We start from the raw sequence: 26941 nt of genomic DNA on the forward strand, positions 1-26941 counted from the left end.
GCTGCACAACTTTCGATTGAGCCAACGTCAGCAAGCCGTTGCCTAACAACAATAGCGAGGAGGGAAAATGTCCCTTCTGTTCAACTTCTTCTCCTTATTTCCGATGAAGTCTACTATCTTCCATACTCCAATCAGCCAGAGAGATAATGAAAAGCCAATTAGAAAGACTAAATTGAGTGTGCCAATTAATCCCGATAGCAACCAAGCCTCACTGAATCGCCGTTCCACCTGAAACGGTTCTCCCTGAAGGCGACGAATCAGTGGTGCAATGGGCCAGACGATCGCCGCTGACAGGAAAATTACGGCACAGAAAGCGATCAGACCGAACTGCACCCAAATTGTCTCGTACCACGACACACGGTGATAAGCACCAATTTTGGGCCAAAGGAGATTGAATCCATAGGTAATCCGTTCTTCTGCATCTTCGCCAAAAGCTGCAAATGCATCATCATTGGCTCGGCGAAATAACAGCTGTTCCATAGGAACTAGCTGAATCTTCGGCGCATTTCCCATAAAGAACAAACCAGGAGTGCTAACCAGCAATTTTTTTCTGTCACTGCTTTGTTTGATATGGATGCGTTCAAAGGGGGCACTAAGGATGGCAAAAGTGTCACGGGGGTATTCTAGGTCGCGATAGGTTCCTGTGAAGCGATCGAGTTGAGCACTGCTAAGCGCAGATTCGATCGGTGGAGCTTCGTTCGCAACCGGAAAATACCGATCTAATATCCGATTTAGCAATTTTTCATGAATACCGCCAAAGCTGTTGCTGCCGATAAAAATACCAATATTGCGATCGGGCATCAGGGTTAGAGAACTGGAATAGCCGCGTAAACTGCCCAAATGCCCAACCATGCGAATGTTGTTTTCTAACCGCTCTCGAAAACTGTAGCCTGTCCCCGGCAGCTTTGGATGGTGCGTGAAGTGCTGCTCGTGCATTAACTGCACCGTTTCTGGCTTGAGAATATCTGTATTGTTATCGCGTCCATTCTGCAACTGGGCAGTCATAAAATTTGCCATATCCGTTGCTGTTGCGCTCATGGCAGCACCTGGCGCAATATTAAGATAAAGAAATGGAACAGGTTTGAATTTGCCGCTTTGATATTGGTAGCCTACTGCCAGGTCTTTCGCTAATTCTGGTGGTGGCGGCTGGAGAAAGGTGCTGCGCCGCATCTGCAACGGCTGAAAAACATTTCGGTCAATGTATTCTGCGAAAGGAGTATTAGAAAGGCGTTCAACCAGATAGCCCAACAAGGCAATACTGTGGCTGGAATAGCTATAGAGTTCACCAGGCTTCCAAACGACAGGGGGCATATGGTTCGCCAGGTAATCCCCAAGTGGTTCCATCTCAGCCGCCGTGCGTGCAGCAATTCCAATACGGCGTTTTGTGGTGCCATCCGTGTGCATCATTAACTGGGCAGCGGTAACTGGTTCTGAATAAGGATTTTCTAGGCGAAAGTCTGGCAAATACTGGTTTACATCCGCATTCAGGTCAAGCAAGCCCTGCTCGTAGAGCTGCATGGCAGCCGTTGCGGTAAAGAGCTTGGAAAGCGAGGCGACCCGAAACAGCGTTCGATCCGCGACTACAGGAATTTGCTCTTCAACATTGGCATAGCCATAGCCCTTTGTAAAAAAGATGCCGCCGTCCTTCACGACTGAAACAGCTGCTCCTGGAATATGCTCCTTCGGCATCTCTTCCTTGAAAAACTGATCGATAAACGCTGCAAATTCTTGTGGATCGTTTAAGCCGGGAGCAGATGGTGATGCGGGAGTGGCAGGTTCGGGTTGAATCGGTTGCTTTTGCTGCAAATCGGGTGACGGTAGCTTGAGATCCGTCTGAGCCAGAGTCGGTAATGCCGACATGGATAATGACAAAAGGGGAATGACCAGAATGACCAGCATTCCCCAACGGAGCCATCGCCAAAAAGATTCGCGTTTCTGAATAACTTTCTTCCCTTTCAGAGCCATAATTGCTTACCCGCGCCAACATAGACCTGGTTTCAGCGAAATGATCATCCTGATCTGTTGCCATGCAGCAATTCCACGCTGCACTGTCTTGATCTTTAGCTGTCTTGCTCTTTAAGTTTTATACTGAAATTTTGATTCCTTCCAGCACTCCGCTTGGTCGAATTCTTGACAGTTTCTTAATTGGTTTAGCGACAGCTTCAGGTAACAATACCAGCTTTCCCACCGTTTGGTTTCTAAACGTCTGGCAGATTTAGACTTTGCTCTATTCCTTTGCCCTATTCCATGATAAATTCAATGCCTCAACGCCTGAAGGGATTCCCTGTAACTGTTGACCCACTCATGATGTAAGCATTCATAGTAACTTTAGAAAGTGGAGAACTGGTGGAGATTCTGAATAGTTTCTATTAGCGACGATCGAAGTGATAAAACTTCTTCTGCTGAATTGTAATCTGGCTTACTACAGCAGTACAAAGCTTGGATGATTTGCTGTTGAATCAACCGACAGAATGATTCTATGACTAAAATGAATGCGATAGTGTAGCGGCAAATGCTTAGCTGAGATAGCTAGATTGATTAGTCGTAAATCTAATTGCTAAGGCACGTATGCAATTTTCCTCAATTGGGTTGAACGTTAGCGATATTTTGGCAGCGTTTGGACGTAAACCTCAGTATATTATTGGACTTGACTCAGCAACAGCCGTGTTTCAAGGGTTAGGCAATTATCTCAAGGGCAAAGATTTCCCCGCTAAAGGCATCTCACCTTCTGCGAAAGCATTGGTTGGAGAGGCGATCAGTCACCTTTCTCCGCAAGCGGTTGCAACTGCATCCACTTGGTCGGGTTGGTTCAATGCTTCTTCGCCAGAGATTGTTGATGATGTGCGCGTAGAAACGATGGTGCGCTGGGTGCTCAGCCAGTATCCCCGCCGTCCCTATTCTGGGGCAATCCTTGGGTCTACCAATGGAGCAGCAGTGCATTTGGGAGCAGCACTAGAAATTCCCTGGCTGCCGCAGACGTTACTCGTTTGTTTACGACATTTTCAGGATCCCGACGATCCGAAGCAAGTGCTGGAATGGGCAAAAGGTCCTGTCAAACGTCTGCTTGCCAATAATCCTGATGTTTCCGTTTACCAAATGCATGACCCAAATCAGGATCGGGTAAAAGTGCCTCGCGTTGCATACTTTCGGCTGAAGCAAACTCGGCTGAGCGATCGATACAAGCAGTTTCTTGTCGAAAACCTGTCGCCTGGTGCTACTCTCTTTTTGTTGGAGTGCCAGTACAGCTGGCTATCCACTCGGGTGAGCGATCGGCATTACTTCCAGTTCGGCAGTGCAGGAATGCTGACCCCGGAAGATTATTTTGACCATAGTGAGCAGGTGGCCGAATTCCTGAAACAGCATGGTTCAAGCCATCAATACTGGGAACCTCCTGCACCAGATGGCAGCTTCCCAGAGTCCGAGTGGGGGTTTGATCCAGCTTTGCGCGAGGATGTAGAGGCGTTTGCCCGCGAGCATGGCTATCGGGTTCGGCGGATTGTCTTTGAGGCTCCGCAGGATTTAAGCCCGCTGGTCGCAGACCTGCATCGGTTGTGGTACACGGAAGCAGGATTGCCCACGAATCGCCTGCTGGTTGAATCCTTCGCGTATCTCCAGCCCTGGTGGACTCGTCATTTGGGTCTCGTGCCATACTGGACAGTGTTTAACGACCAGCGATCGGCAAATGAACTCGATCGCTATCTGGATAGCACTGAGCCTTATGACGAAATCTACATGAATTTATTCTCGAATGGGATTCGAGGTCTGGGACAGGCTCCGATCGAGCGATGGCGATCCATTCTAGACCGGGCGAAGCAGCAGGGTCAGTTTGTTGGCGTGGACGAGGATACTTATCCCGCTGACCTGGCTTCCTTTCCGCGTCACTATACAGAATTGAAGAAGCTCAATGGAAACTACGCGATTCCAAAGCCACTGACGCTAGAGCAGCTCGATCGTTTTTTAGCCCAAGCGGGAGATCGGTATGCGGTGAACTGGATTGAAGCCACTTCGTCTCAAAGCTATCAACTTCAAGTGCGATAATATTACATCGTTAACGAATGTTTTGCTCTCTTGATGTTTGAAGCGCTTTGGCAACTCCTCTGGCATTTTCTGCCGCTTCCCCTAACTATTTTTCTGGGTGGGGTCGCAGTAGGAGTACTGGGGTGTAGCGCAATCGCCGCTTACCTCGATCGCAGACCTGTGATTACGCAGAGAATCGACATTATCCCAAAGTTTGAAGACTTCTTTGGTTCGCTGGAATTGCAGTCGCCAATCACAGTTTCTAAGGGCGAAAAGTCCTACAATTACTGCGACTTACACACAGTTCAGGTGGAATTAACTAATCAGTCCAGGCAGGACTTTGATGCATTTGAGTTCGGGATTAACCTGGCGTCTGACACTGCGATCGTACATATGGAAGTCCAGGCTCCCGATCACCATCGAGTGGTTAAACCGATCACGCCGTTTAGCTTTACTCAGCCCCGTTCTCAGGTTGATTTAAGCCTGCAGCCATTTAATCGAGAAGATACTTATACGTTCCGCTTGCTGGTCGTTGTTCCTGAAGGTAGCTCGTCTCTAGGAACTGTCACCCTGAGTTCCCCTGAAGCGGCTCGTTTTGCAGAGTTGCCGACGACGCAGGAGCTCTTAAAAAAGGCAGCAAAAGCAATATCGCTACCGCTTGGTCCTTTCAAAATCTCCTTTCGCTAATTCTTTTAATTGATTTATCAAATTTGCTCCTTTTTGCTTAATTTTTTGCTTGTTTTTTTGCTTAATTTAATACTGTTGTGATTTGTTCAATCAGTTTCACAGGATTAAACGGTTTACCGATTGTGCCTTGAACATTAAGATCATCAAGATCATCAAATTTAGTTTGCTGGCTCGATCGCCCTTTTGCTGTAAACAATATAACCGGAATGTGGCGGGTTGCTGCATTAGCGTGAAGCTGCTGCAATATACCGAGTCCGTCTATTCCAGATATCATATCTAGCAAAATTGCATTACGAGCGGCGTAATGTGACCTGAGGTAGATAGTAAAGCACTTCAATTAGAGTTCATAATGGATCCGGCATCATCCAAGCTCGGAGATGAAGAAGCCTGAATCAATCAGCCTCTCAGATTTCAGACGGTTTCGATCGCCTATATCAGGTATGGGATATGAAGATTCTAGCGGTGGAGGATGACGCATGGATGGCTAGTGCGGTGGCAAACACACTAGTCCAACAGAATTATACGGTTGAGATTGCAGCGGATGGTCAAACCGGATGGGACTTTGCGATGGCAGGGGATTATGACCTGATTCTGCTAGACATCACACTGCCAAAGGTGGACGGCATTAGCCTTTGCCGTAAGCTGCGTCAAGAAGGATATCAAACCCCGATTCTGCTGCTAACTGCGAAGGACACGCGATCGGACAAGGTGCTAGGGTTGGATGCCGGAGCCGATGATTATTTGACAAAACCTTTTGACTTCCAGGAGCTATTAGCTCGCGTTCGTGCCTTACTCCGTCGCGGGAATTCTGCTCTGCCTCCAGTACTGGAGTGGAGCAGTTTGCAGCTCGACCCAAGCCTTTGCGAAGTCACCTGTAATGGTGAGGTACTGCACCTGACGCGAAAGGAGTATGGTCTGCTAGAGCTTTTTCTTCGCAACCAGCAACGTATCTTTAGCCCCAGTGCGATTATTGAACGGCTTTGGGCGTTTGAAGACTCGCCCAGAGAAAGCACTATCAAGTCTCACGTCAAGGCACTGCGGCAAAAGTTGAAAGCAGCAGGAATGGAGCCGGATTGTATTGAGACGGTGTATGGTCTAGGCTATCGTCTCAAGCCCCTATCGGAGGAAAATTCACAGGGGCATTTGCAATCTCTTGAGGAGACAGAAGCTACGGCGAGCGAAGTTGAACAGAAAATCATTGAACAGAAAATCACAGCAGTCGTGACGCAGGCGCGGGAGGCACTCAAAGCTCATATAGGAGAGCGTCTAGCTATCCTGCAACAGGCGACTGAAGCCCTGGCTCAGGGTCGTCTCGGTGAAACCCTGCAAAACCAGGCAGAGCGAGAAGCTCATAAGTTGGCAGGAACTTTGGGATCTTTTGGGCTGGCTCAGGCCTCTGAACTAGCGGGAGCGATCGAAGATTTACTGCAAACCAGACCGAGCGCCCAGCAGGATGCAAATTCTCTCGAACAGCTTGTCAGTAACCTGTATCAAGAATTGGAGCAACCCCCTCCTTCATTGATTCCCTCACCCACGTCTCACAGTTCTACCTCTGGCGAGTTTCCGCTGCTGCTGATTATCAGCCGAGACCCGCAAATCGTTGAACAATGGGTCAAGGAATCTTCGCAAAGAATGCGGGTTGAAGTGATTTCCTCTCCGATCCCTGCAGGCATGAACGGGGAGCCTGAGTTGAACCTGATCGTCTCGGAAAAGCCAGATGTGATTCTCCTTAATCTGGACATGGGGGATCGAGTACAGGACAGCTTGCAGCTCTTGTCAGCGTTGTCAAAACAGTTGCCGTCTGTTCCCGTCCTGGCATGGGCAGAGCAGGATAGTTTATCCGATCGCCTGGAAGTTGTGCGGCACGGCGGACGCGGCTTTTTGCAAAAGTCCATGCCCGTAACACAAGGAATGGAGTATATTGCTCAAGTTCTGCAACCTGTCCATCCTGATAAAGCAGAAATCTTGGTGGTTGATGATGATCCGGTCGTGCTGAACACGGTGCGTACCCTATTGGAACCCTGGGGAATGCAGATCACAACCCTTGATGCCTCACAGCAATTCTGGGAGGTGCTGAATGATGTTTCTCCAGATCTCCTGATTCTAGACGTACAAATGCCTGATATCAATGGCATTGAACTCTGCCAGATAATTCGGACTGATCCGCAATGGAGCAAACTCCCGGTGCTGTTTCTGACTGCTCATACTGACACGACCACAGTACATCAGGTTTTTACAGCAAAAGCAGATGATTGCGTTAGCAAGTCGAGCATGGGAGCAAAATTAGTCCCTCGCGTATTAAATTGTTTAGAGCGATCGTCCTGAGTTTTAAGCCCCGTGGCAGTCTGCTCATCAGGAGCTACATGAGTGGCTCAAACCGAATGAAGATACGCGCTTTAAGCAACAGGTTGCGATCGGCTGGAAATACGGAAAGAGGAAACAACTCAAGTTAACCAGAAAAGGCAATAGCAGTAATCAAAATAGGAATAGAACAATGGAATCTACCACAACGAATGAAGCGATCGAAAAACTGGCTGCGACGATCGGCGAAAATGTTTATATCGACGTGGCAAAGTGGCATCTGTATCTGCGGGATGCTCATCTTCACATGGTTCTAGCAGAGCAACTTTATCCCCAGCTTCAAGGCGGCAAGCTTGCAGAAAATCAAGTGCTTGACCTGCTGAAGAGAACTCCGGTCGGGTTGGGCGGTGGTAAAATTCAAGTCCCTTTATCAGACCTGCTGCCTGCACAGTCACAACAGCATTTAATGGAGGTGCTGGAAGAGTATCAGCGTGAAATGTAAGTCTAGGACTCAGGCTGAGTAATTGCTGCATAGCGTGTAACGATTACCCCTGCAGGAACTGCGAAGCAATCGCCGTGATTAAGTCAGCTGCTGTAATGGGCTTCATAAAATAGCGTGCAAAGCCTGCTTCGATCGCTGTGGCTTGCGCTTCCCGAGCTGCATAAGCAGTCAGGGCGATTGCAGGAATTTGGATGCCGTTTTGCACTTCCAGTGCTTTAAGGTAGCGAACTAGAGCATAGCCATCCTCATTGGGTAGAGCAATATCACTGACTACCAGAGCAGGTGGTGTCTGTTCCAGTACCTCGATCGCTGCTGCCACCGAGTCAACCACAATCACCTTTGCACCGTGCGATTGCAGCACTGTACTGAGCCACGATCGCATGTCTGTATCGTCATCGACTGCCAAAATTAATCGTCCAGCGAGGTCAACCGCTTGATGCTCCTGAAGGGGTTTAGAACTGGAAGCGGGTAACTCGTTACCTTGAAGCAGGGGTATCCTCACGATGAAGGTTGCCCCTTGTCCCTCACCTGGACTTTCTGCCGCAATTGTCCCATTATGTTGTTTAACCAGATGGCGGGCGATCGCCAGTCCTAGCCCTAACCCCGTATAGGAGCGAGTGCTGGTACTATCGGCTTGCTGAAAGCGATCGAACACATACGGCAAAAAGTCTGCCCGAATTCCAATTCCCGTATCAGTGACAGTAATCTGTGCCAATGGTTCTGTTTGCTCTACCCGCTCAAGCTGGATGCTCACCTGCCCTCCTTCGGGCGTAAACTTGACCGCATTGGAGAGTAAGTTCCATATGACCTGCTGCAATCGATCTGCGTCTCCCCAAACTAAAGTGCTGGACACGGCAGACTCTTGGTTTTGTGCCTCTTTAGTCGATGGATTGGGAAATGAGTTGAGCAAAAGCTTGAATTGAAGCTGTTTTGCATCCATTCCGGGTCGAACCGCTTCCACGGCATCTGCAATCACATCAGCTAAATCCACCATGCCATACTCTAACCTGAGTTCACCGCGAATGATGCGCGAAATATCTAGCAGGTCTTCGATCAGTTGGGCTTGCATGTTGGCATTACGCTCGATCGTCTCCAGGGCAAGTGTGGCTCTCTCTTCATCCAGCATTCCCGTTTGCAGCATTCCTACCCATCCGGTAATCGCAGTCAGCGGGGTGCGAAGCTCGTGTGAGACGATCGCAAGAAACTCGTCTTTAGCACGGTTTGCAGCTTCAGCTTCAGCACGAGCAGCCTGTTCATTCTCCAGCAGTTGAGTACGTTCTGCTTCGATTTGTTTACGTTCAGTCACATCCCGCATGACTTTGGAAAAACCACGGAGCCGTCCTGTCTGATCGCGGAGTGTGGTCATGACGTCGCTTGCCCAGAAGCAAGTGCCGTCTTTGCGAATGTGCAATCGTTCTTGTTGCGATTGACCTTCGGCGATTGCCGTTTGTAGTTCTTGCCCAGGTAATCCTTGAGCAATTAATTCAGGAGGAAAGAAGCAAGCAAAATACTTCCCCAGAATCTCGGATTCCTGATAGCCCAAAACCGCTTCTGATCCTCGATTCCAGCTTGCCACTCGTCCTTCTGGGTCGAGCATGAAAATAGCGTAGTCCTGAACATTCTCAATCAATGACCGAAAGCGTTCTTCACTTGCCTGTAATGCGTCCTGTGCTTGTTTTACTTCTGTATTATCGCGGAGAATTTTTGAAAATCCCCGCAGATTGCCTGCTTCATCATATAGGGGAGTAACAACTCCGTTTGCCCAAAATAAGGAGCCATCTCTCCGAGTATGCCAGCGATCGTCCTTCTCTTGACCTTCATTAATCGCAATCTGCAGAGCAGTATCGGGTCTACCGTTTTCAATATCCTCAGGGGTAAAAATGCAAGAAAAAGGCTGACCAAGAATTTCTGCTTCCTGGTAGCCCAAAATCCGTTCAGCTCCTTTATTCCAACTGGTAAACCGTCCTTCACAGTCGAGTGTAAGAATGGCATAGTCACGAACTCCTTCAATTAATAAGCGAAAACGTTCCTCGCTTTCACGTAAACGCTTCTGATTCTCAAGGAGAAGGGCTTGGTTCCGTTCGACTTCAAGTGCGTTTAACTCTGCCCGTCGCTGTGCCGATCGAACTTTTGAGTTGAGCCAACAAATCAGGACAGCGACCAATACATAATAAAGAGTTCTGCCAAGATTAATAGGGTTTGCTTCTAAAGAGGGAAATGTAGTGAGAAAGAAGTATTCACTTAATACTGTAGTTAACACAGTAGCTGCCAGCCCTGGTTTCCATCCACCATACCAAGACGACACTACGACGGCTGCCAGAAAAAACGGATAAATCGTGGGCTGAATTTGCAACCATAGGAGATGGGTCAACAGCAGTGCCGCGACTGAGGAAAAAACGGTAACACTATAGCGCTGTAACAAAATGCGCTGCTGCATCAGCATAGGAACTTTTAATGTAGAATAACCAACATGAATTCAAATGAGATAAAGGAGTTATAGCTCTTTTTGGAATAGCGGAGTTGAGAAGAAGCGTAAGTTGCCTAGCGATCAAACAGCAACTTCCTCACGATTAAATTCATTCACAATTTGGCGATTGATTGGGAGCAGAGCAGGCAGTCTCTCTGCATATTCTAGCTGAGTTAGAAGTACATCTAACGAATGAAAAAAATAATTGCAGAGTAAGATTTGGCTTACAAAAACTGCTCTTTCATCAATTCAGAAAGCAGCTTTTACTTATGAAAAGCTTAACTTTTACTTCAAGTTCGAAACCTTGCTTATAAACGGTTAGCTTCAGGAGTGCATTTCTTCTCAGCCAAATAGGGCATAAAGCACATCCGCCCTCTGTACTACCATACACGAGCTGCTAGGTCGTACAGTACAGAAATTTATTTTGTAAAAGCTATACTTACACAAATAGAGGCACACCCAATCTAACTAAAGATAGAGATAGGGAGCAAACAGTCCCTTCTACAGTGGCTTTAAAGGCTTTGGAACCTCTAGTCCTTGATGCTTAATAAACTGGCTAGCCGTAGGTACAAAAAAATAACTCAGAAAGAGTTTATCTTAATAAAGAGGAGACGAGCTCTGACACTGGCTTTAAAGCTAGGAAGTCGAATCGCAAATCTTAGAATATGTCGTTCAAACTTCTAGCCTATCTAGGCTGATTACTCACCCCATCGCGCATAAACTTTTTTCCAATGCTGGAAAAGTTTTGGAGAAGCTGGATTGAGTGCGTCAGTTCAGGCAGACTAGAACTCTGGAGGAACACTTTTCATGGTTAGAAAAATACTGGTTGTGGATGACGAGGCTGACTTAAGAAACTTGATTCAGACCTGCTTAGAGCTGATAGGCGGATGGCAAGTGATAACAGCAGGTTCAGGAGTTGAAGCCCTGCAAGAAGCACAAAACCGTAAACTTGATGCAATTCTCCTGGATTTAATGATGCCAGAGTTGGACGGGCTGGCTATCCTACAGCAACTGCGATCGAACGACAAAACAAAGCAGATTCCCGTCGTGCTGCTGACTGCAAAAGGGCGGATGTTCGAGAAGGATCAGATTGACCGTCTGAATGTACTGGGAATGATCAAAAAACCTTTCAATCCAGTAAAGCTTGCGGCTCAGATCGAAGCATTATTGAGTAACGCTCGATGAGCATAAATGAGCATAAGAGAAGTATAAAAACTGCTGGACGATATTAGCTTAAATGTGTGGTTGACGTTTTCTATTGATTCTCATCCATTAAGAAGATGTACTCCCATAGATAGAATTCTTTTTGATATTAGAGTCATCCACCGTTTCTCCACCTTTACTCTCTACTGTGATTGATGTAAGCGTTACAGGCATTCCTGAGCCGCTGTAATCCTTGCAGCCTGTCTATGGTTTGAGCAGAATGTGCTTACCGCTAGAAAGTCTATTTATAGCCCTGCGAGAAGTTGCGGTTCTAAAGCGGAGACACTTCCAGATCAACGGTAGAACAGGGGAATTCCAGTTAATGGAGAAATAGATATGGCACTGATGAAATTGAGTGATTACTATCCGAATCACACGAAAGATTTGTTTGATGGACATGACATCACGAACTTCTCTGTATATGCCAACGATTTTGATGATAACGATCAGGACAAGGTAGGTTCGGTGAAAGATGTCATGGTTGATGAAACCGATGGACGCTTCCGGTATTTCATTGTTGATACTGGTTTCTGGGTATTTGGCAAAAAAGTTCTGCTTCCGGTTGGGTTGGCACGGCTTGGCTACGACAAAGAGCGAATTTATGTCGCGGGGTTGACCAAGAAACAGGTAGAGGATCTGCCTGAATTCAGCGACGATCTGCGAATTGACAACGACTATGAAGAGCGTGTGCGATCGTCCTATCGTCCTCTCATTCCAAGTCCAACTGTCGTTCAACCTCCTGCTGGTGCAGCATACGACTATATGCAGGAGCCTTATCTCTACGATCAAAACGATGCTGCGTTCCGTTCCTATGAACAGCGGCTACGCGATCGTAGAGCCACAACTACACAAGCATCCCGTTTCTAACAGCTCACTCCTCTCCTACAGATTCAATTGTCGTTATCAGGGCGAATAACCTTCGCCCATTTTATCCTTCTGCTAACAGGCGATCTCATTGATTTAAGAAGTAGCTGTGGAAGGAAAATCGAGGTCAGTCAAAGAATTTATTAGTTACAGTTCAACAATTTAGGAGATTCACAGCAATGCAATTTCAGGAATCTACGGAATCTAATTCTCAAAACTTATTTGCAAAAGGATGGATCGTTCGCAGCACAATGGCACTAACCCTGGTTACTGCTCTGCTAGCAGGCTGTGGAACACCCGAACGTCAGGCAGCCGCACCGGAGCAGACCAACGTTACGACTGAAGAGGTGGCTGAGAACCCCAATCGATACATTGGTCAAATGGTGACGATTAGAAGTGAGCCGATCGAGAAGATTGGTCCGAGTACTTTTACTGCTGAGAATGAGCAGTTCTTTGGTACCGAACCCATTCTGGTCGTCAATGCGTCAGGGCAGCCCTTTGTTTTCCCGGAAGATGGAGTGGATATTCAGGCAACGGGTGAAGTTCGCAATTTCGTGCTTGCAGACATTGAGCGTGAATATAAGCTGGGTCTGGACGCAAATACTTACAGAGAGTATGAGAACAGACCTGCGATTATTGCTCAATCGCTTGCGGTTTCACCAGAACCGGGTGAACTCACCAGCGATCCGCAGCAGTATTACGGCAAACCGCTTGCAGTAACCGGTGAAATTGAAGCAATTCAGGGAGCGAATGCTTTTACGCTGGATGAAGATCAACTGATCGGCGGACAAGAACTCCTGGTTCTTCGTCCCAACGCTGCAACTGCAAATCAGCCTGCCATCCAAGATGGTGAAAAAGTTGCCGTCACAGGAACGTTGCGTCCGTTTGTGGTGGCTGACCTGGAGCGCGAATACGGCTTCAATTGGGATACAGGAATTCAACAGCAGTTAGAAGCAGAATACACCAATAAACCTGTGCTAGTTGCTGACGCTGTGTATCCCTCCGCGATTCCAGATGGCGCACTGTAAGGGAATGCAGTAAGGCAGGAAAGGAGATTGCTGATAATCAGATAACGCTCCTTTCCTTAATTAGGTTTTGAGCAAGCTTTGACAGACGGATCGTGATGAATATTCTCAAGCAGGTATCCCTCAAGCTGCGTTTAATTCGAGTCGAACGGTTCTTGGGATCGATCATCTATCCTTTGCAGCGATCGTGGTTGGAATATAAATCGCGTCAAAAACCTGGACTTAAGGCGATCGAACTGCCGGGAACGATTAAAGCGGTTAAACAAACGGCACGGGGCAGACATTTTGGCTTTGGGTATCTGGAGTTGGAGATTGAATTTCTGGCTCCCGATCTCGTGCAAGTTCAGTGGACCCCCGGAGTTGCGCCTGTTCCCTATGCGATTGCAAAATCAGAATGGGAACCTGTTGAAGTAACGTTTGAGGATAAGGAAGATTGCTGGATCATCTATAGCTCTGCGCTCAGAGTGATTGTTTATCAAGATGCTAGCCTGGAAATCCAGGATAGGAATGGACAGGTTGTAAGAAAAGAGCGATTGCCTCAGCAAGCAACCATTTTGCATTCCAAAGAACCTAATGAAGAAGTGGGTTGGATACACGAAGCAGAACTGCGACCCGAAGAACAAATTTATGGTTTGGGAGAACGTGCTGCACCGCTCAATCTAAGAACTCCTTCTCAAAGAGGTCAATCCAGAACTTACCGGATGTGGAATTATGATCCGGGCGGATACTATAGCTCAGGAACCGATCCCCTTTACATGAGTATTCCGGTTTACCTGGGGCTGCATTCACAGGGCAACTATCTCGTCTTCTATGAAAACTCGTATCCAGCAACAATTAGCTTTGAAGAAACGGCAACAGCTAACTTTGAAGGCGGGGCACTGCGCTATTACGTAGCTGTGGGTTCTCTGCCTCACCTGCTGGAGCGGTACACTGAATTAACAGGCCGTCCTCCTTTGCCGCCGCGCTGGGCATTTGGCTACCATCAATCGCGCTGGGGATACGAATGGGAATCTGTCTTACGCAAAACGGCAAATCAGTTTGTAACGCATAACCTACCGATCGCTGCCATGCATCTGGATATTGATTGTCTGGATGGTTTTCGTGCCTTTACCATTGATCCCGATCGCTTTCCAACCATGGCAGAATTCGCGCAGGAATTAGCTGAACGGGGAACTCGTTTAGTCACCATTATTAATCCTGGTGTCAAAGCAAGCCGTGACAATCGCCTGTTTCAGGAGGGACGAGAACAGAAAGTGTTTTGCACCCAGCCCGACGGAGAACCTGTGCTGGCTCCAGTCTGGGCGGGAACCTGTGCCTTCCCTGATTTTACAAATCCACAAGCAAGACACTGGTGGAGCCGCCAGTATCAATATTTGCTGGATTTAGGCATTGCCGGATTCTGGCATGACATGAATGAGCCAGTCACCTTTGCATTGTGGGGGGAGCCCTCACTGCCAGTACGATCGACTCATCATGCTATGGAAGGGCGAGGTGGAACGCATCAGGAGGCGCACAATCTCTATGGCTTCCTACAAGCGCGAGCAGGTTACGAGGCTCTGCGAACCTATCGACCTGAGCAGCGTCCGTTTATTGTGACGCGATCGGGCTGGGCAGGAATTCAGCGGTATGCCTGGTCCTGGAGCGGCGATATCGAAAGTAGCTGGCAGGCATTACGCCAAACCATTCCCATGATCCTGAATCTGGGTTTATCGGGAATGCCCTACAGTGGACCGGATATCGGTGGTTTTCAGGGCAACCCATCCGCAGAACTCTACATTCGCTGGTTTCAAACGGCTGTATTTTTCCCGTTTTGCCGCACCCATTCTGCCAACAGCGTTAAACATCGCACTCCCTGGAGTTTTGGAGAGCCAGCGCTCAGTATTGTTCGAGAGTTGCTAAAGCTGCGAGAATGCTTGATCCCTTACTTCTATACGCTGGCATGGCAAACTAGCCAAACAGGACATCCTCTGGTGAGACCCGTATTTTGGGCTGATCCAACCGATCCAGAACTGCAAACGATTGAAGATGCGTTTTTGCTGGGCGATGCGCTGCTGGTTTGTCCGATTGTCTACCAGAATACAGAGACTCGAACGATTCGGCTTCCGAAAGGACATTGGTACCACTTCTGGACGGATGCGATCGAAGCAGGCGCAAACGAAATTCAATTGCATGGTTCACTGAATCAAGTACCGCTTCTGGTAAAAGCAGGCAGTCTCCTGCCAATGGTCGAGAATCAGCGGCTTGTTCTGCACCTTTATTCTTCTGTAAAAGGAACTTGTGAAGGAGAAGTGTACAGTGACGCTGGTGACGGATATGGAGAAGGGCGAGTCGATCGATTTTATTTAACTCGTCATGCTGCTGGTTTTGAACTCGTTCGACAGCAGGAGGGGCAGTATCCTTTTCCCTATCAGGGTTTTCGGATTTGCTTGCATGGGAGCAGGATTCACGGGGTTCAATCGAATGATGCTGCGATTGCCTGCGACGAAAATTGTTTTGAAGTAAATTATTTCGATCGGATTCAGATACAAATCGATGAAGCCTTACAGACAGCTGAAACCTCATCATCACTTATTCATCGTTAAACAGAGCCAGGAGCAAACTTAGATGAACCAGCAGCAAGTTCAGGCTTCAACTTATGCATCGCATTTAGATGCACATTCAGATTCGCAAAACCAGCAGATTCCTCAACCCCCTAAGGGAGCGGAACAATTGAAATGGCTCGGTCCCAGCTTTATCTGGATGCTCTCTGCTGCGGGTTCTGGCGAACTCTTATTTACACCGCGAATTGCTGCCCTGTACGGCTATGCACTGCTGTGGGCACTCCTGGCAGCCGTAATTCTCAAGTGGTTTATTAATCGCGAAGTGGGACGCTTTACCATTTGCACAGGCTCCACAATTTTAGAAGGATTCAAACAGCTTCCGGGACCCAAAAACTGGGCAGTCTGGCTCATTCTTGTGCCCCAGTTTGCGGTTGCAATTTCCACAGTCGCCGGAATGGCAGGCGCAGCAGCTACAGCACTGATCTTAGTGACAGGCGGAACAGTTCAACTTTGGACGGTCATCATTATTTTGGTGACAGCGACGATCGTGTTTTTGGGACAGTACAACGTGGTTGAGAAATTCTCCTCGTATGTGGGAATTGCCCGTACGCTTGCGATCGTGACGGCTGCAATTTTTGTCTTTCCCAATGTCCGCGCGTTAGCTGCTGGTTTATTACCGCAGATTCCTCAGGACGTGCAGTATCAGGAAGTCTTGCCCTGGTTAGGCTTTATGCTGGCAGGCGCAGCCGGAATGATGTGGTACTCCTACTGGGTCGATGCGCGAGGTTACGGAGCAACTGCACTGAAGCAGGAACAGCCCCTTGAAGTAAAGCAGCTTGACTTAGAGCAACAGCAGCGATTGCAGGGGTGGATCAAGCTCATGACCTTCGCTAATACGCTAGCAGTGGTCGGGGCATTGTTGGCTGCACTGGCTTTTTTGATTCTAGGCGGTGAGTTGCTGCGCCCACAGGGGCTTGTGCCTCAAGAGAACCAGGTGGCAGAAACGCTGGGCAATCTGCTGGGCAATATTTGGGGTCCGTTTGGCTTCTGGTTCATGATTGCGATCGTCTTTATTACCTTTTGCAGTACCACGCTCTCAGTGCAGGATGGGTTTGGACGCATGTTTGCCGATGGCACGCAGATTCTTTTGCAAGGGTTTGGTGTGCGCCAGGGTCGCTGGACGAATGAGAAGTTTCTGCGGAAATTCTACATTGCCGTTTTGCTGGCAATTTTACCGATCGCTGTTTACCTTCTCTTTGGTCAACCCGTTGGATTGTTGCAGACGGCTGGAGCGATCGAAGCCGCCCATATTCCCGTCGTTGCTGGCTTAACGCTCTTTCTCAATCGCCGGATGCTGTCTCGCAAGCTACGTCCCTCCGGGTTAACCTTCTGGGGAACCGTGCTGGCAGGGGCATTTTTTGCAGTGTTTGCCGTGATTTATTTGCTGCAACTGGTGGGAGTGCTAGGGAGTTCTGGCGGCAGTTAACGAGGGAGGGAAGATAAACCGTGCTGGATTGGATCACAAACACGATCGCCGCTCTAAACTACTGGGGAATCGCCCTGCTGATGTTGCTGGAGAACCTTTTTCCGCCCATTCCTTCAGAAGTGATCATGCCGCTGGCAGGATTTACAGTGACGCAAGGCAAGCTGAATTTTGTGGGTGTAATCATCGCAGGAACGATCGGTTCAATTCTGGGTGCAATTCCCTGGTACGCCCTTGGGAAGCAAGTCGGTGAAAAACGTTTACGTCGGTGGATCGATCGGCACGGTCAATGGTTAACGCTATCGGGCAAAGATATTGATCAGTCTAAACAGTGGTTTAACAAGTACGGCGGCGCGGTTGTTTTGTTTGGTCGTCTGGTTCCGGGAATTCGAACTCTGATTTCTGTGCCTGCTGGATTCGAAGAAATGCCCTGGCTCAAGTTTTTGCTCTATTCCACGATCGGAACAATTTGCTGGAATGTTCTACTAACTTATGCTGGCTTCTTGTTAGGACAAAACTATCATCTAATTGAGAAGTATCTGGGTCCAATTTCTACGATCGTGCTAATTGGCTTACTCCTGTTCTTCGGCATTTGGCTTATAAAACGCAAAAAGAAGAAAAAAGGGCAAAGACGATAGCAAGAATCCGTTGAAGTAATGTAACAAAGCGAAAATAGAGTGAGGTAAAGCCGTGACACAAACTGAAAAAACTAGCTTCAAAAAGCCTCAAGCGACAAAGCCTGTTTGTAATCGGATTGCAATTGTGTTTGACTTTGATGATACGCTTGCACCGGATACTTTTGATGAGCTAATTAAAAGATTAGGATTAGATATCAACGAGTTTCGCCAACAGCACTATGAACCCTTGAAAGATGCCGGATGGGATCACGTCGCAGCCCGCTTTTATTGCTTAATTCAGGAATCGAAGCAGCGTAAAAAGAAAATCACAAAGGATGACTTGATTCAGTTTGGGCAGGAGCTTCAGCCTTTTCAGGGTGTGAGAGAGATGTTCGATCGCTTGCAGCAAAGGGTGCAGGACCTTAACCCCCAGGTCGAACTGGAGTTTTATATTATCACGGGCGGATTTGCTGAGGTCGTTCGGAACACCTGCATCGCCTCATACTTCAAGAAAATTTGGGGCTGCGAGTTTCATTATGCGAAGAACGGTGAAATTGAATTTCTTAAACGCAGTATCAGCCATACTGAGAAAACTCGTTATTTGATGCACATTGCCAGTGGAGCAGAGCAGGTTGACGGCGACGGACGATCGTTTGCTTACCGTGACGCATCAGAAGATCAACTTCACGTTCCACTTTCTCAAATGATTTATGTAGGTGATGGGGCATCGGATGTTCCCTGCTTTTCAGTACTTAATGATGAAGGCGGTATTGTGATTGGAGTTTACAAAGGAGATACCGCAGCCAAGTGGGATCAGCACATCGAAGTGACGGAAAGCCAGCGAGTCACGAATCTTGCTTCCGCCGATTATCAGGCAGAATCAGAACTAATGCGCTCACTCACCTTAGCCGTTGAAAGCCTTTGCAAGCAAATTTCTCTACGGCAGCTTAGTGCAGGCGAGTAGGAGCAGACTCAGATGCACCTGAACCAACTAAAATTGAGAGTATGGTTGAGTTTGACTGTTATTGTTTTTCTGCTTCTACTTGTTGTTTATCTCATACTTCCCGCATTGTTTCTGGCACTACAAGTTCCTTCTTTTGTCTTAGGTTATCAGGGTTTGATTTTTCGATGGCGAAATGATACAGCCGGTTCAAGCTTTCAGTTTAATCTCACCGTCTTATTCATCCTCGCAGCTATTCTTGGGTTAGCAATAACGCTGTTCAGAACGAGAAGAATTTGAGATTGTTCAAGTTCAATAAAATTAGTTCAACGCATTCAGTGCATTTAATCTAGGATAGGCGAGAACCGTAACGCATTAAGTCCTGGAAGCCTAAAGCCCGTGCTACGCTAACGCATTCTACAAAGACTGAATTACTTACAGTTTATAAAAATAGAAATTGAGCGATCGAGCCATGAACAAGTATCTGTGGCGACGAATAAAATACTTCCTACTCGCTTTGGCAGGCTTTCTACTCGCACTGCTGGTTTGGGGTGTAATAGAACCCTACTCCCTCGATCGCGAAGTTGTCACTGCCGAAATTCCGTGGCTACCGCAATCCTGGCAAGGAAAGAAAATTGCGGTTGTTTCAGATTTTCAGATCGGGATGTGGATGGCAAATACCAGAACCATTGCACAGTCAATTGATCAGATCATTGCCGAGCGTCCAGCGGCTGCCTTAATTGCGGGTGATTTTGTGTATAAGCCCGGAGACAGTTCAACGCCGGAACTCGATCAGGTCATTCAACTCGTTCGCCCCTTGGTTGCCGCTCAAATTCCGACTTATGCCGTTTTAGGAAATCATGATTATGATGCGCCAACAGAGGCAGCAGGACAACAACGAGCAACTCGAATTCAGCAAGCATTAGAGTCAATCGGGATTCGAGTGCTGCAAAATGAGGCGATTGTCCTTCCGAACACCGAGCAAGCAACTGAAAATAACAGGCTTTATCTGGTTGGAATTGGAGCCCATTTACCAAAGCAGTCTCAGCCGCAACAGGCGATCGCTCAAGTTTCCAGCACCGCAGCACGCTTTGTCTTGATGCACAATCCTGCCTCTTTTGCAGAACTTCCTGCTGGCACAGCCCCGATCGCAGTTGCAGGGCATACGCACGGCGGGCAGATTCGGATTCCATTCCTGGCAGAATGGTCGTGGATGACCCTTGTAGAAGATCAGCCGAGCTGGTCATGGCTCTCCCAAATCAGGGGAGATATCGTGCGCGTGTCTGGTTGGATTCCAGGCTATGGCAATGCCGGTAATCGTCTTTATATTAATCGCGGGATTGGTTTTAGCCATTTACCGATTCGCTTTAATTGCCCCCCTGAACTCACCATGTTCACCTTGCAAGCCAAGACATAACCGACAGAATTCAATCGTGTCCCTGAAGTAACTACGATGACTCGCCACAATTCCCCTTTCCATGGTTTAAAGCAACCCACACGACGAGCCGCATTCCATCCCTGGATGGAAAAATTTGCCCGATTTGGCTACGCCGCAAAGGGAATTGTGTACTTTATAGTCGGATTGCTAGCAACACAGGCAGCACTGACCACAGGCGGCAAAATAACCGATACTGTAGGCGCATTGGCAACGATCGTGAATCAACCTTTCGGTAAATTTCTGCTGGTTTTAATTGCGATCGGCTTGGTGGGTTATGTACTCTGGCGCATTATTCAAGCTGTTTTCGATCCTGATCATCCAAAGGAAGAAACGAGTGCAAAACGAATGGTGCAGCGCATGGGCTATGGATTTAGCGCGATCGCCTACAGCAGTTTAACGTGGACAGCCGTAGAACTCATTACAGGCACTGCCAATACCAACGGCAATATAACTGAGGATTGGACGGCCCGTTTTATGGTTCATCCCCTGGGGAGAGGATTGGTTGGATTAGCAGGACTAATCGTGATCGGGGTGGGAATTTCATACCTTTACCGAGCCTACAAAGCTGACTTCCAACGCCGTCTTCAATTAAATCACGTGAGCAGAGCCAAACAGGAATGGGCAAAAAGATTGGGACAGCTTGGTATCGCAGCCCGCGGAATTGTCTTTGAAATAATTGGGCTTTTTCTAGTTCTAGCTGCGCTTCATTCCAATGCGAATGAAGTCAGAGGGTTGGGTGGCGCCTTAGCAACATTAGCTCAGCAACCCTTTGGTCCCTGGATTTTAGGCACTGTTGCATTAGGATTAATTGCTTACAGCATTTATTGTTTAATTGAGGCAGGATATCGGCGTATTACTTAGCCTTAGTAGAAAGTCAGCATTAAGAATCTAATAAAAAGATAGGAGAAGCAAGGTATGAAAACCCGTCCCAGCCGAATATTAACCAAAGTCATAATTGCCATAACAACGCTAATCGTATGTTATATATTAGGCGCATTTGTACTGCGAATGAAAAATTTGGTTAGCTCAGTTCAAGAACAACCAGTTCAGGAACAAGAAGTAGAAGCAAATTAGACATTGTGGAGAAATTGAATAGACTCAGTTAATTAGCTTTGTGATTTGAATTTGATAATTGAGCTTTTATGTTGTTGAATCTCAATCGATAGACAGAGATGAATTCTATCCTTGTCTTTTATTCTTGATAATAAGCATTTATCCCATTGCAAATGTCAGGCTGTAAGAGAATCAGCTCTCACAAATTCATATTATTCAATTCAACCTGATAAATGGGTCATCAGAGGCTTTTATTATGAAGCATCGAAACAACTGGCACTCAATTATCGCTGCTACTATTTTGCTTCCTTTGGGTTTGTCTTACTTCTCTAGATTTGACGCTGTTGCAAATGCTGCTACAGCAAATGCTATTAGCTCCTATAGCGCTCAGTTTCTAGCTCAAGAGAGTTTATCCCAACTTCAACCTGAAGTACAAATTTCTCAAAGCCCGAACACTTGTTACCAGGTTGCTGCTGAAAACGGAATGTACGTGCGCGAAGAACCCACTGTTTATAGCGAGGCGATCGGTATTCTTAATCCTGGACAGAACATTACGCTCGCATCAGGAAACACAGTCAATCAGCTTTCTGTTTTAGCTTCAACAGAAGACTATATCTGGACTGATTGGCTTACGATTGGACCCTTTGGCACAGAAAATTGGATGCCGATTTCAGCTCCAATTCGAGGATACGTATGGGCAGATTGGTTAGCTCCCTGCTAAATCAATTGGTTCAATCTATCGCTACGTTTGACTACTTTGTTTTTGTAGATCAACTGTTGAATTTAAGGAGTTTAATTATGTTGCAGAATCGCATGAGCATGAAAAATATTGTAGTTGCAGGAACTCTTGCAGGAAGTGCTTTGGCTAGCCTTGCTGCATTGTTCGCTCCGCCCAAAGCAGTTGCTGCTCCTCTAAATCCTTGCCCTGGCATTTACTACGAGGAGCCTTTCAACAGCACACGCATTTCTCCCCAGGGTTGCCCACCGAACGTGGCTGCTCAAGAATTAAGCCAGATCGAAGCACAAACTCCCGCAGCACTGCCAAGCCGCACCATTCCGTTTGGGGGAGTACCCGCTCCCCTACAGCCACCGCTTCCTGAGAATCGAGAGAACCCTGTTGCAGCGATCGGGTTAGCAAATAACTCCTTTGATGTGAGAGTAACCAACAATACCAATGCTGTGGTTGCTTATGAAGTTCCTGGTTACACCCAGCGTCGCTTTATTCAGGGAGGGCAGGAAGTCACGCTGCAGGCTATTCCCACCCCTGCTACCATTACCTTTGCTCGCCAGGACAATGGTTTTGTAGAAGTATTGCCTGTAGCGGCTTCAGAACCCGGACTGTTAGCCGTGCAGTTAGATGAAGACGCAAGTCCGCTTGATGCCAATCAGGGAGTGTTGCGAATTCAATCCAATGGGCAGGTTTTTCTGGATTAGTTCCTGATGTTTAACCATAAGCAACAAGCAATCGTTGTCAAAGCAGTGAATTCCTTCAGGTTGAATTCTTCCAGTAGTTGACTCCATAGCCAAGCTCTTTTCTGAAGGAGAATCAAGATGAAAAGCTCAAACTTGTTGAAGTTTATCAGTGCGGGTGTTGTAGCATGCACCGCTGCCATTGCCCCATTATCACTGCCTACTCAAGCACAGGCTGCAACGACTACAGCTCCAGTCATTGAGCGTGAAGGCGCGTATGAAGATGATGGTTTCGATTGGGGCTGGCTGGGTCTATTCGGCCTAATTGGTTTGTTTGGTTTAGCAGGCAAGAGCAGCCGTCACAATACAACAACCATCCAACGGGAAGAAGCACCCACCTATCGCGACCCCAATTCAACAGGGTACTAGCAATCGGCAGTCAAGGAAGTTGGTTTCGAGGGAAGCGGGGAGCGGAAACCCGGAAGGATTACGAGGTCAAACAGCTTCCGTGTCTCAACATCCCCGCATTTTTTTATAGGAGGTGGAGCTTTGACACTGGCACGATGGCTAGGGTTATTCGTAATCATTGCCTCTCTCTACATCCTGTGGCAAATCCGCATGGTTGCATTCCTCTTTCTTGCCGCAGTTGTGATTGCTACAACATTAAACCGATTGGTAAGACGATTCAAACAATCTCATGTCAAACGAACTTATGCAATTCTGTTGTCCATCAGCATCATTCTCGCTCTATCTGGTATCTTAATCGCGTTGGTGCTCGTTCGATTCATCAATCAGTTCGATCAACTTCTGAGTTTAATTCGGCTCTCGATTAGCCAGTTGCAGTACTGGAGCTATGAGTTTCAATCCAGAATTCCAGACGGAATGATGACAAATCTTCCCAGTCTGGCCAGTTTTACCCAGCAGCTACAGACTGCTGTAAGCTGGATCATCACAAGTATTTACCTTTTCTTGTCAAATTCACTGACTCTAATTCTAAACATATTACTTGTTTTTGTATTGTCAATCATGCTGCTTGCAAATCCGCAGCGATATCGACAGGGGCTAGTTTATATTTTTCCTGCCTTTTATCGTCAACGTGCTGATGAAATTTTATCTAAATGCGAAGTAAGGCTGGTGCATTATGTGGCAGAAATCACGTTAAGTATGGTTTTTGTTGGCGTTACTTCCACGATCGGATTACTGGTACTAAAAGTTCCTCTTCCAGTCGTAAATGGATTACTGGCTGGATTGTCTGCTTTTATTCCTTATGTCGGTGCGATCGCCAGTGCCATTCCCCCAATCCTACTAGCATTGCTCGATGAACCCTGGAAAGCTGGAGCTGTTCTTTTCCTGTATTTCATCATTCAGCAAGTAGAAGGAAGTTTTGTGACATCGCTCGTGATGCAGCACCAGGTTGACCTTCTTCCAGCCACAACACTAGCATTATTGACCGCTTTTGGGATCTTCTTTGGTCCTTTAGGTTTACTGCTAGGATTACCGATTTTAGTAATTGCTCAAACATGGCTGGAAGAAGCAGTTGTACACGACATTCTCGACCCCTGGAAAAGCCAATAGAAGTGACCCTAACTTCCAACATTAGGCAGACGTACCTAACTTCACGGTTCGATAACGTGATAGCTAGAAAAGCTACTTTAATGAAAGTGGGTAAACAACCGATGCAAACTAACTTAGAGATAAAATCGCCAAGTAACCATCTTGAGCGAATTGCTACGATTTTACGAATTACTGGATGGTCAAGCTTTGTGATTCAGATTGCGCTTGCGGCGATTTCCAGTGTACTGTTGATATTAGCTATTTCTGGACGGACTTTTAATCAAGCGATCGTCGCCCCGCCTGGAATTCCCGGTGCCGCCGTCACGACAACTCAAGCCACAACGCCTGGCTTAGGAGCTGGCATGTTCTGGGCAGTGTGCAGTGTTTTGGTACTAATGTTTGGAATTTATCTTGCATTTCGGCTGATTCGATTTGGTAAACGACTTCGCAATCCTGACCCTGCAATTCATCCTCATAGACTAAAAGTTATGCAGGTTGTGCGGTTGGCAATTATTACAGGATTTGTAGGAATGCTGCTGGCAATTCTGGGAACCGGAACGACGCTTGCAGTGCTTTTAGCAAAATCAGTGGCTCAACCGCAAGGAGTGGCAATATATGACCCAAACCGAATTATCCGATCGCTAGACGTATTTGTTGCCGCAGCAAATACAACTGGAATAACGGCTCATTTCGTAGGTGCAGTTATCTCATCGGGCGTGTATAACTGGCTGCATCGTCCCTCAGATCCGGTTTAACCTGCTATGGCATCAGCAATGGTGCAGCATACCCGATCGCGTTCATCGCAAAAGCCCAGAAGCGGCTTTCTCGCTCTTCTGGCAGTTCTTCCTTTAACCCATTCAGAACGACCCCGCCTGCCAGAAATGCGAACAAAACTTTGGTAGCTACGCTCCACGCCGTATTCGCTGCCTGGGAAAGCTCTGTTCCACCTCAGGGGGTGACAGCGAGGGAGAAGGGTAAGGCTGGTAGCAGACAGAGACGATCTGAAGCCGAAAAAATAGGGTGAATCCGATAGAATCACCCCAAATTCCAAAAGAAGCCGAAAAAATAGGGTGAATCCGATAGAATCACCCCAAATTCCAAAAAATGTTGCCTTCATTCTATCAGGCTTGTCTACAAGCGCAACTGAGTTCAATTCAATTCATTACCCTGAAGATGCTGGTCGCCCTTTTGCAGCGGGAACGGCATGTCAGTATCGAGCGGTTGGCTACCTTATTTGCCCAACCGATTCAATTTGAAAGCCGCCGACGGAACCTGCAACGATTCCTGCAACTACCGCAACTGAATCTCAAAGCCTTGTGGTTTCCGATTATCAAACATTGGCTGAAGCAGCATTTTCATCGGGGGCAAAGCGTGTATCTGGTGATTGACCGCACCGCATGGCAACATCATAATTTGTTGGTGATTAGCCTCGTCTACCAAAAGCGAACCATTCCTGTATTTTGGTCTCTGCTTGACCATTGCGGCTCAAGCTCATTGTCTGAGCAACAAGCCGTTTTCCGCCCCGTGCTTGCCCTTATGCGACGCTATCGATGCATTGTTCTCGAAGATCGGGAGTTTCACAGCGTTGCCCTTGCGGATTGGCTGCGTCAACAAAGAGTGGGATTCGTGCTGCGCCTTGCCCAAAAACACCACGGTCAAGTCTCATCCGGACGCTGAATTTGAACGTCTCGACGAGTTACTTCAGTTTCCGGGCATCGCTTGCTTTGAGGTGCAGGTGCAGGTGATGCAACAGCAGGGGTTCGGTTGCTTCAATCTCGTCACCCGATGGAAACGAGTTTACCGCCAGTCGAAAGCCAATCAAGTCTGGTATCCGTTGACCAACCTTAACGATCTCGAAACTGCCCTCGAAAGTGACGCCAAACGGTGGTCGATTGAGCCGATGTTTCGCGATTTCAAAACGGGTGGCTACAACCTGGAAAGCTGTCGTGCTACGGGTCAACGGTTTCTCGCTTTAGTGCTGTTAGTTGCCATTGCCTACACCCTCACAATTGAACAGGGCAAGCACATTCGTTGCAAGCAGGTTCAGCATTACATTGGACGAGTGCCAGAACCAAATCGACGGCAACAACGGCACAGTGATTTCTGGATAGGACTGTATGGACAGCTCTGGATGGGTTCGATGGATTTATGGGCGAATTGGGCTGAGCAACTCATGCGCCTCAAGCCACAAAAACGCTGCTTTTTCCAACGAGGGCTACGGGCATTGTCCTTGATTCAGTCTACCTTGTAGCTTCTCTGTCACCCCATGATGCTCTCACCTTTGAATTACTGGTTTGGACTGAAACGCCCAATCGTCAATTCCTGCTCAAAAGCGATCTAAACTTTCTGATTTTTGAAGCATTTCAACGATGGCAGATCGAAATTCCGTTTTCCCAACGCGACTTGCATCTGCGTTCTGTTCAAGTTGCACCTGCACTGAGAGAAACTTTGAGCCAGCTCTCGTCCCTGTTCCCCAATGGCTTTGAAAATTCGCAATGAGCGAAAGCCTTACCGATCGCTATAGGGATTGACCAGTGAATTGGATCGTTGGTGACGGTGGTGATCAAATTGTTAGTATTGTCTTTGATCCAGCGTCTCTAAGACAGCTTGATATCGTTCTTCTATCATTTGTCGATCCCACTCCTCTGACAATCCCTGCTGGCTGCCTCGTAGAATCATTTCTGCATGATGACGCAAAGCACGCTTTTGTTCTGGCGTTTCCGCATGGTATGCGATGAGAGCGATCGCATCTAACAGGTGCGACATAACTGCTGAATCGGATTGGCCATACTGGCGAATCGGGCTAAAGGCGCAATCAAACAAGTATTCTAGCTTTACGG

At 47.5% G+C, this 26941-nt stretch carries 25 protein-coding genes and 1 pseudogene; 21 read left to right on the top strand and 5 right to left on the bottom strand.

Annotated elements, in window-relative coordinates; all coding sequences use genetic code 11:
* Positions 1-42: 42 nt before the first annotated feature.
* Positions 43-1965, bottom strand: a complete 1923-nt coding sequence (locus NDI45_RS26505; protein WP_348249507.1) for a serine hydrolase domain-containing protein — start codon at positions 1963-1965, stop codon at positions 43-45.
* Positions 1966-2568: 603 nt separating this feature from the next.
* Here NDI45_RS26505 and NDI45_RS26510 point away from each other — a divergent pair.
* On the top strand, positions 2569-4038 hold the full coding sequence (locus NDI45_RS26510; protein ID WP_348249508.1) for a hypothetical protein: 1470 nt from the start codon (positions 2569-2571) through the stop codon (positions 4036-4038).
* A gap of 33 nt (positions 4039-4071) precedes the next feature.
* Entirely contained in the window at positions 4072-4704 is a 633-nt protein-coding gene (locus NDI45_RS26515) for a hypothetical protein (protein WP_348249509.1), read from the top strand.
* Between the two features lie 61 nt (positions 4705-4765).
* On the opposite strand, the gene NDI45_RS26520 is transcribed toward NDI45_RS26515, so the two are convergent.
* Positions 4766-4978 carry a hypothetical protein gene (locus NDI45_RS26520; RefSeq protein ID WP_348249510.1) on the bottom strand — a complete coding sequence of 71 codons (213 nt, stop codon included), beginning with the start codon at positions 4976-4978 and terminating at the stop codon, positions 4766-4768.
* 173 nt (positions 4979-5151) lie between these two features.
* On the opposite strand from NDI45_RS26520, the gene NDI45_RS26525 reads away from it, so the two are divergent.
* Together NDI45_RS26525 and NDI45_RS26530 are read left to right on the top strand one after the other, a co-directional pair.
* Complete coding sequence (locus NDI45_RS26525; protein WP_348249511.1) at positions 5152-7029, top strand: response regulator; 1878 nt, start codon at positions 5152-5154, stop codon at positions 7027-7029.
* A gap of 169 nt (positions 7030-7198) precedes the next feature.
* On the top strand, positions 7199-7507 hold the full coding sequence (locus tag NDI45_RS26530; RefSeq protein ID WP_348249512.1) for a DUF3181 family protein: 309 nt from the start codon (positions 7199-7201) through the stop codon (positions 7505-7507).
* Between the two features lie 43 nt (positions 7508-7550).
* Here the strand turns inward: NDI45_RS26530 and NDI45_RS26535 are convergent, their stop codons facing one another.
* Entirely contained in the window at positions 7551-9950 is a 2400-nt protein-coding gene (locus NDI45_RS26535; protein WP_348249513.1) for a PAS domain S-box protein, read from the bottom strand.
* Positions 9951-10781: 831 nt separating this feature from the next.
* Between NDI45_RS26535 and NDI45_RS26540 the strand changes: the two genes are divergently transcribed.
* The 14 genes from NDI45_RS26540 to NDI45_RS26605 all read left to right on the top strand — a co-directional run bounded on the left by NDI45_RS26540 (position 10782) and on the right by NDI45_RS26605 (position 24856).
* Entirely contained in the window at positions 10782-11159 is a 378-nt protein-coding gene (locus NDI45_RS26540; RefSeq protein WP_348249514.1) for a response regulator, read from the top strand.
* 354 nt (positions 11160-11513) lie between these two features.
* The gene (locus NDI45_RS26545; protein WP_348249515.1) at positions 11514-12044 is read left to right on the top strand and encodes a PRC-barrel domain-containing protein; all 531 of its coding nucleotides are present in this window, start codon (positions 11514-11516) and stop codon (positions 12042-12044) included.
* A 248-nt stretch (positions 12045-12292) separates the two neighbouring features.
* The gene (locus NDI45_RS26550) at positions 12293-13069 is read left to right on the top strand and encodes a hypothetical protein (RefSeq protein WP_348249530.1); all 777 of its coding nucleotides are present in this window, start codon (positions 12293-12295) and stop codon (positions 13067-13069) included.
* A gap of 95 nt (positions 13070-13164) precedes the next feature.
* The gene (locus NDI45_RS26555) at positions 13165-15648 is read left to right on the top strand and encodes a glycoside hydrolase family 31 protein (RefSeq protein ID WP_348249516.1); all 2484 of its coding nucleotides are present in this window, start codon (positions 13165-13167) and stop codon (positions 15646-15648) included.
* Positions 15649-15670: 22 nt separating this feature from the next.
* Positions 15671-17092, top strand: a complete 1422-nt coding sequence (locus NDI45_RS26560; protein WP_348249517.1) for an Nramp family divalent metal transporter — start codon at positions 15671-15673, stop codon at positions 17090-17092.
* Between the two features lie 20 nt (positions 17093-17112).
* Entirely contained in the window at positions 17113-17727 is a 615-nt protein-coding gene (locus NDI45_RS26565; RefSeq protein ID WP_348249518.1) for a DedA family protein, read from the top strand.
* Between the two features lie 52 nt (positions 17728-17779).
* On the top strand, positions 17780-18670 hold the full coding sequence (locus tag NDI45_RS26570) for a haloacid dehalogenase-like hydrolase (protein ID WP_348249519.1): 891 nt from the start codon (positions 17780-17782) through the stop codon (positions 18668-18670).
* 448 nt (positions 18671-19118) lie between these two features.
* Positions 19119-20063: a metallophosphoesterase gene (locus tag NDI45_RS26575; RefSeq protein WP_348249520.1), complete on the top strand. Its 945-nt coding sequence runs from the start codon at positions 19119-19121 to the stop codon at positions 20061-20063.
* 36 nt (positions 20064-20099) lie between these two features.
* Positions 20100-20945 carry a DUF1206 domain-containing protein gene (locus NDI45_RS26580; RefSeq protein WP_348249521.1) on the top strand — a complete coding sequence of 282 codons (846 nt, stop codon included), beginning with the start codon at positions 20100-20102 and terminating at the stop codon, positions 20943-20945.
* A 448-nt stretch (positions 20946-21393) separates the two neighbouring features.
* Positions 21394-21858 carry a hypothetical protein gene (locus NDI45_RS26585; RefSeq protein WP_348249522.1) on the top strand — a complete coding sequence of 155 codons (465 nt, stop codon included), beginning with the start codon at positions 21394-21396 and terminating at the stop codon, positions 21856-21858.
* A gap of 77 nt (positions 21859-21935) precedes the next feature.
* Complete coding sequence (locus NDI45_RS26590) at positions 21936-22571, top strand: hypothetical protein (protein ID WP_348249523.1); 636 nt, start codon at positions 21936-21938, stop codon at positions 22569-22571.
* Between the two features lie 117 nt (positions 22572-22688).
* Positions 22689-22976 carry a WGxxGxxG family protein gene (locus NDI45_RS26595; RefSeq protein ID WP_348249524.1) on the top strand — a complete coding sequence of 96 codons (288 nt, stop codon included), beginning with the start codon at positions 22689-22691 and terminating at the stop codon, positions 22974-22976.
* A 120-nt stretch (positions 22977-23096) separates the two neighbouring features.
* The gene (locus NDI45_RS26600) at positions 23097-24122 is read left to right on the top strand and encodes an AI-2E family transporter (protein WP_348249525.1); all 1026 of its coding nucleotides are present in this window, start codon (positions 23097-23099) and stop codon (positions 24120-24122) included.
* Positions 24123-24223: 101 nt separating this feature from the next.
* Entirely contained in the window at positions 24224-24856 is a 633-nt protein-coding gene (locus NDI45_RS26605; RefSeq protein ID WP_348249526.1) for a DUF3611 family protein, read from the top strand.
* A gap of 4 nt (positions 24857-24860) precedes the next feature.
* On the opposite strand, the gene NDI45_RS26610 is transcribed toward NDI45_RS26605, so the two are convergent.
* Positions 24861-24992: a hypothetical protein gene (locus tag NDI45_RS26610; RefSeq protein WP_348249527.1), complete on the bottom strand. Its 132-nt coding sequence runs from the start codon at positions 24990-24992 to the stop codon at positions 24861-24863.
* Between the two features lie 213 nt (positions 24993-25205).
* Here NDI45_RS26610 and NDI45_RS26615 point away from each other — a divergent pair, with 213 nt between their 5' ends.
* From NDI45_RS26615 to NDI45_RS26625, 3 genes are read left to right on the top strand one after another with little or no spacing between them, the layout of a single operon-like run.
* Complete coding sequence (locus tag NDI45_RS26615; protein ID WP_348249528.1) at positions 25206-25778, top strand: hypothetical protein; 573 nt, start codon at positions 25206-25208, stop codon at positions 25776-25778.
* On the top strand, positions 25738-26352 hold the full coding sequence (locus NDI45_RS26620) for a hypothetical protein (RefSeq protein ID WP_348249529.1): 615 nt from the start codon (positions 25738-25740) through the stop codon (positions 26350-26352). The genes NDI45_RS26615 and NDI45_RS26620 overlap by 41 nt, the downstream gene beginning before the upstream one ends.
* A gap of 5 nt (positions 26353-26357) precedes the next feature.
* Positions 26358-26600 (top strand): hypothetical protein, encoded by a 243-nt coding sequence (locus tag NDI45_RS26625; protein WP_348249531.1) that lies wholly within the window; start codon positions 26358-26360, stop codon positions 26598-26600.
* A gap of 72 nt (positions 26601-26672) precedes the next feature.
* Here NDI45_RS26625 and NDI45_RS26630 read toward each other — a convergent pair.
* A pseudogene (locus NDI45_RS26630) lies at positions 26673-26941 on the bottom strand (DUF2254 domain-containing protein); the annotation flags it as partial.

The sequence above is a fragment of the Leptolyngbya sp. GB1-A1 genome, from assembly GCF_039962475.1.
In the GTDB taxonomy this organism is placed as follows: domain Bacteria; phylum Cyanobacteriota; class Cyanobacteriia; order Elainellales; family Elainellaceae; genus Leptolyngbya_A.

Bases quoted from the DNA above. Each gene is read 5' to 3' on its own strand.
- NDI45_RS26535 (WP_348249513.1), bottom strand. From the start codon at position 9,950: ATGCTGATGCAGCAGCGCATTTTGTTACAGCGCTATAGTGTTACCGTT.
- NDI45_RS26575 (WP_348249520.1), top strand. From the start codon at position 19,119: ATGAACAAGTATCTGTGGCGACGAATAAAATACTTCCTACTCGCTTTG.
- NDI45_RS26520 (WP_348249510.1), bottom strand. From the start codon at position 4,978: ATGATATCTGGAATAGACGGACTCGGTATATTGCAGCAGCTTCACGCT.
- NDI45_RS26590 (WP_348249523.1), top strand. From the start codon at position 21,936: ATGTTGCAGAATCGCATGAGCATGAAAAATATTGTAGTTGCAGGAACT.
- NDI45_RS26510 (WP_348249508.1), top strand. From the start codon at position 2,569: ATGCAATTTTCCTCAATTGGGTTGAACGTTAGCGATATTTTGGCAGCG.
- NDI45_RS26595 (WP_348249524.1), top strand. From the start codon at position 22,689: ATGAAAAGCTCAAACTTGTTGAAGTTTATCAGTGCGGGTGTTGTAGCA.
- NDI45_RS26540 (WP_348249514.1), top strand. From the start codon at position 10,782: ATGGTTAGAAAAATACTGGTTGTGGATGACGAGGCTGACTTAAGAAAC.
- NDI45_RS26585 (WP_348249522.1), top strand. From the start codon at position 21,394: ATGAAGCATCGAAACAACTGGCACTCAATTATCGCTGCTACTATTTTG.
- NDI45_RS26505 (WP_348249507.1), bottom strand. From the start codon at position 1,965: ATGGCTCTGAAAGGGAAGAAAGTTATTCAGAAACGCGAATCTTTTTGG.
- NDI45_RS26545 (WP_348249515.1), top strand. From the start codon at position 11,514: ATGGCACTGATGAAATTGAGTGATTACTATCCGAATCACACGAAAGAT.
- NDI45_RS26605 (WP_348249526.1), top strand. From the start codon at position 24,224: ATGCAAACTAACTTAGAGATAAAATCGCCAAGTAACCATCTTGAGCGA.
- NDI45_RS26525 (WP_348249511.1), top strand. From the start codon at position 5,152: ATGAAGATTCTAGCGGTGGAGGATGACGCATGGATGGCTAGTGCGGTG.
- NDI45_RS26555 (WP_348249516.1), top strand. From the start codon at position 13,165: ATGAATATTCTCAAGCAGGTATCCCTCAAGCTGCGTTTAATTCGAGTC.
- NDI45_RS26560 (WP_348249517.1), top strand. From the start codon at position 15,671: ATGAACCAGCAGCAAGTTCAGGCTTCAACTTATGCATCGCATTTAGAT.
- NDI45_RS26580 (WP_348249521.1), top strand. From the start codon at position 20,100: ATGACTCGCCACAATTCCCCTTTCCATGGTTTAAAGCAACCCACACGA.
- NDI45_RS26615 (WP_348249528.1), top strand. From the start codon at position 25,206: ATGTTGCCTTCATTCTATCAGGCTTGTCTACAAGCGCAACTGAGTTCA.
- NDI45_RS26550 (WP_348249530.1), top strand. From the start codon at position 12,293: ATGGCACTAACCCTGGTTACTGCTCTGCTAGCAGGCTGTGGAACACCC.
- NDI45_RS26515 (WP_348249509.1), top strand. From the start codon at position 4,072: ATGTTTGAAGCGCTTTGGCAACTCCTCTGGCATTTTCTGCCGCTTCCC.
- NDI45_RS26530 (WP_348249512.1), top strand. From the start codon at position 7,199: ATGGAATCTACCACAACGAATGAAGCGATCGAAAAACTGGCTGCGACG.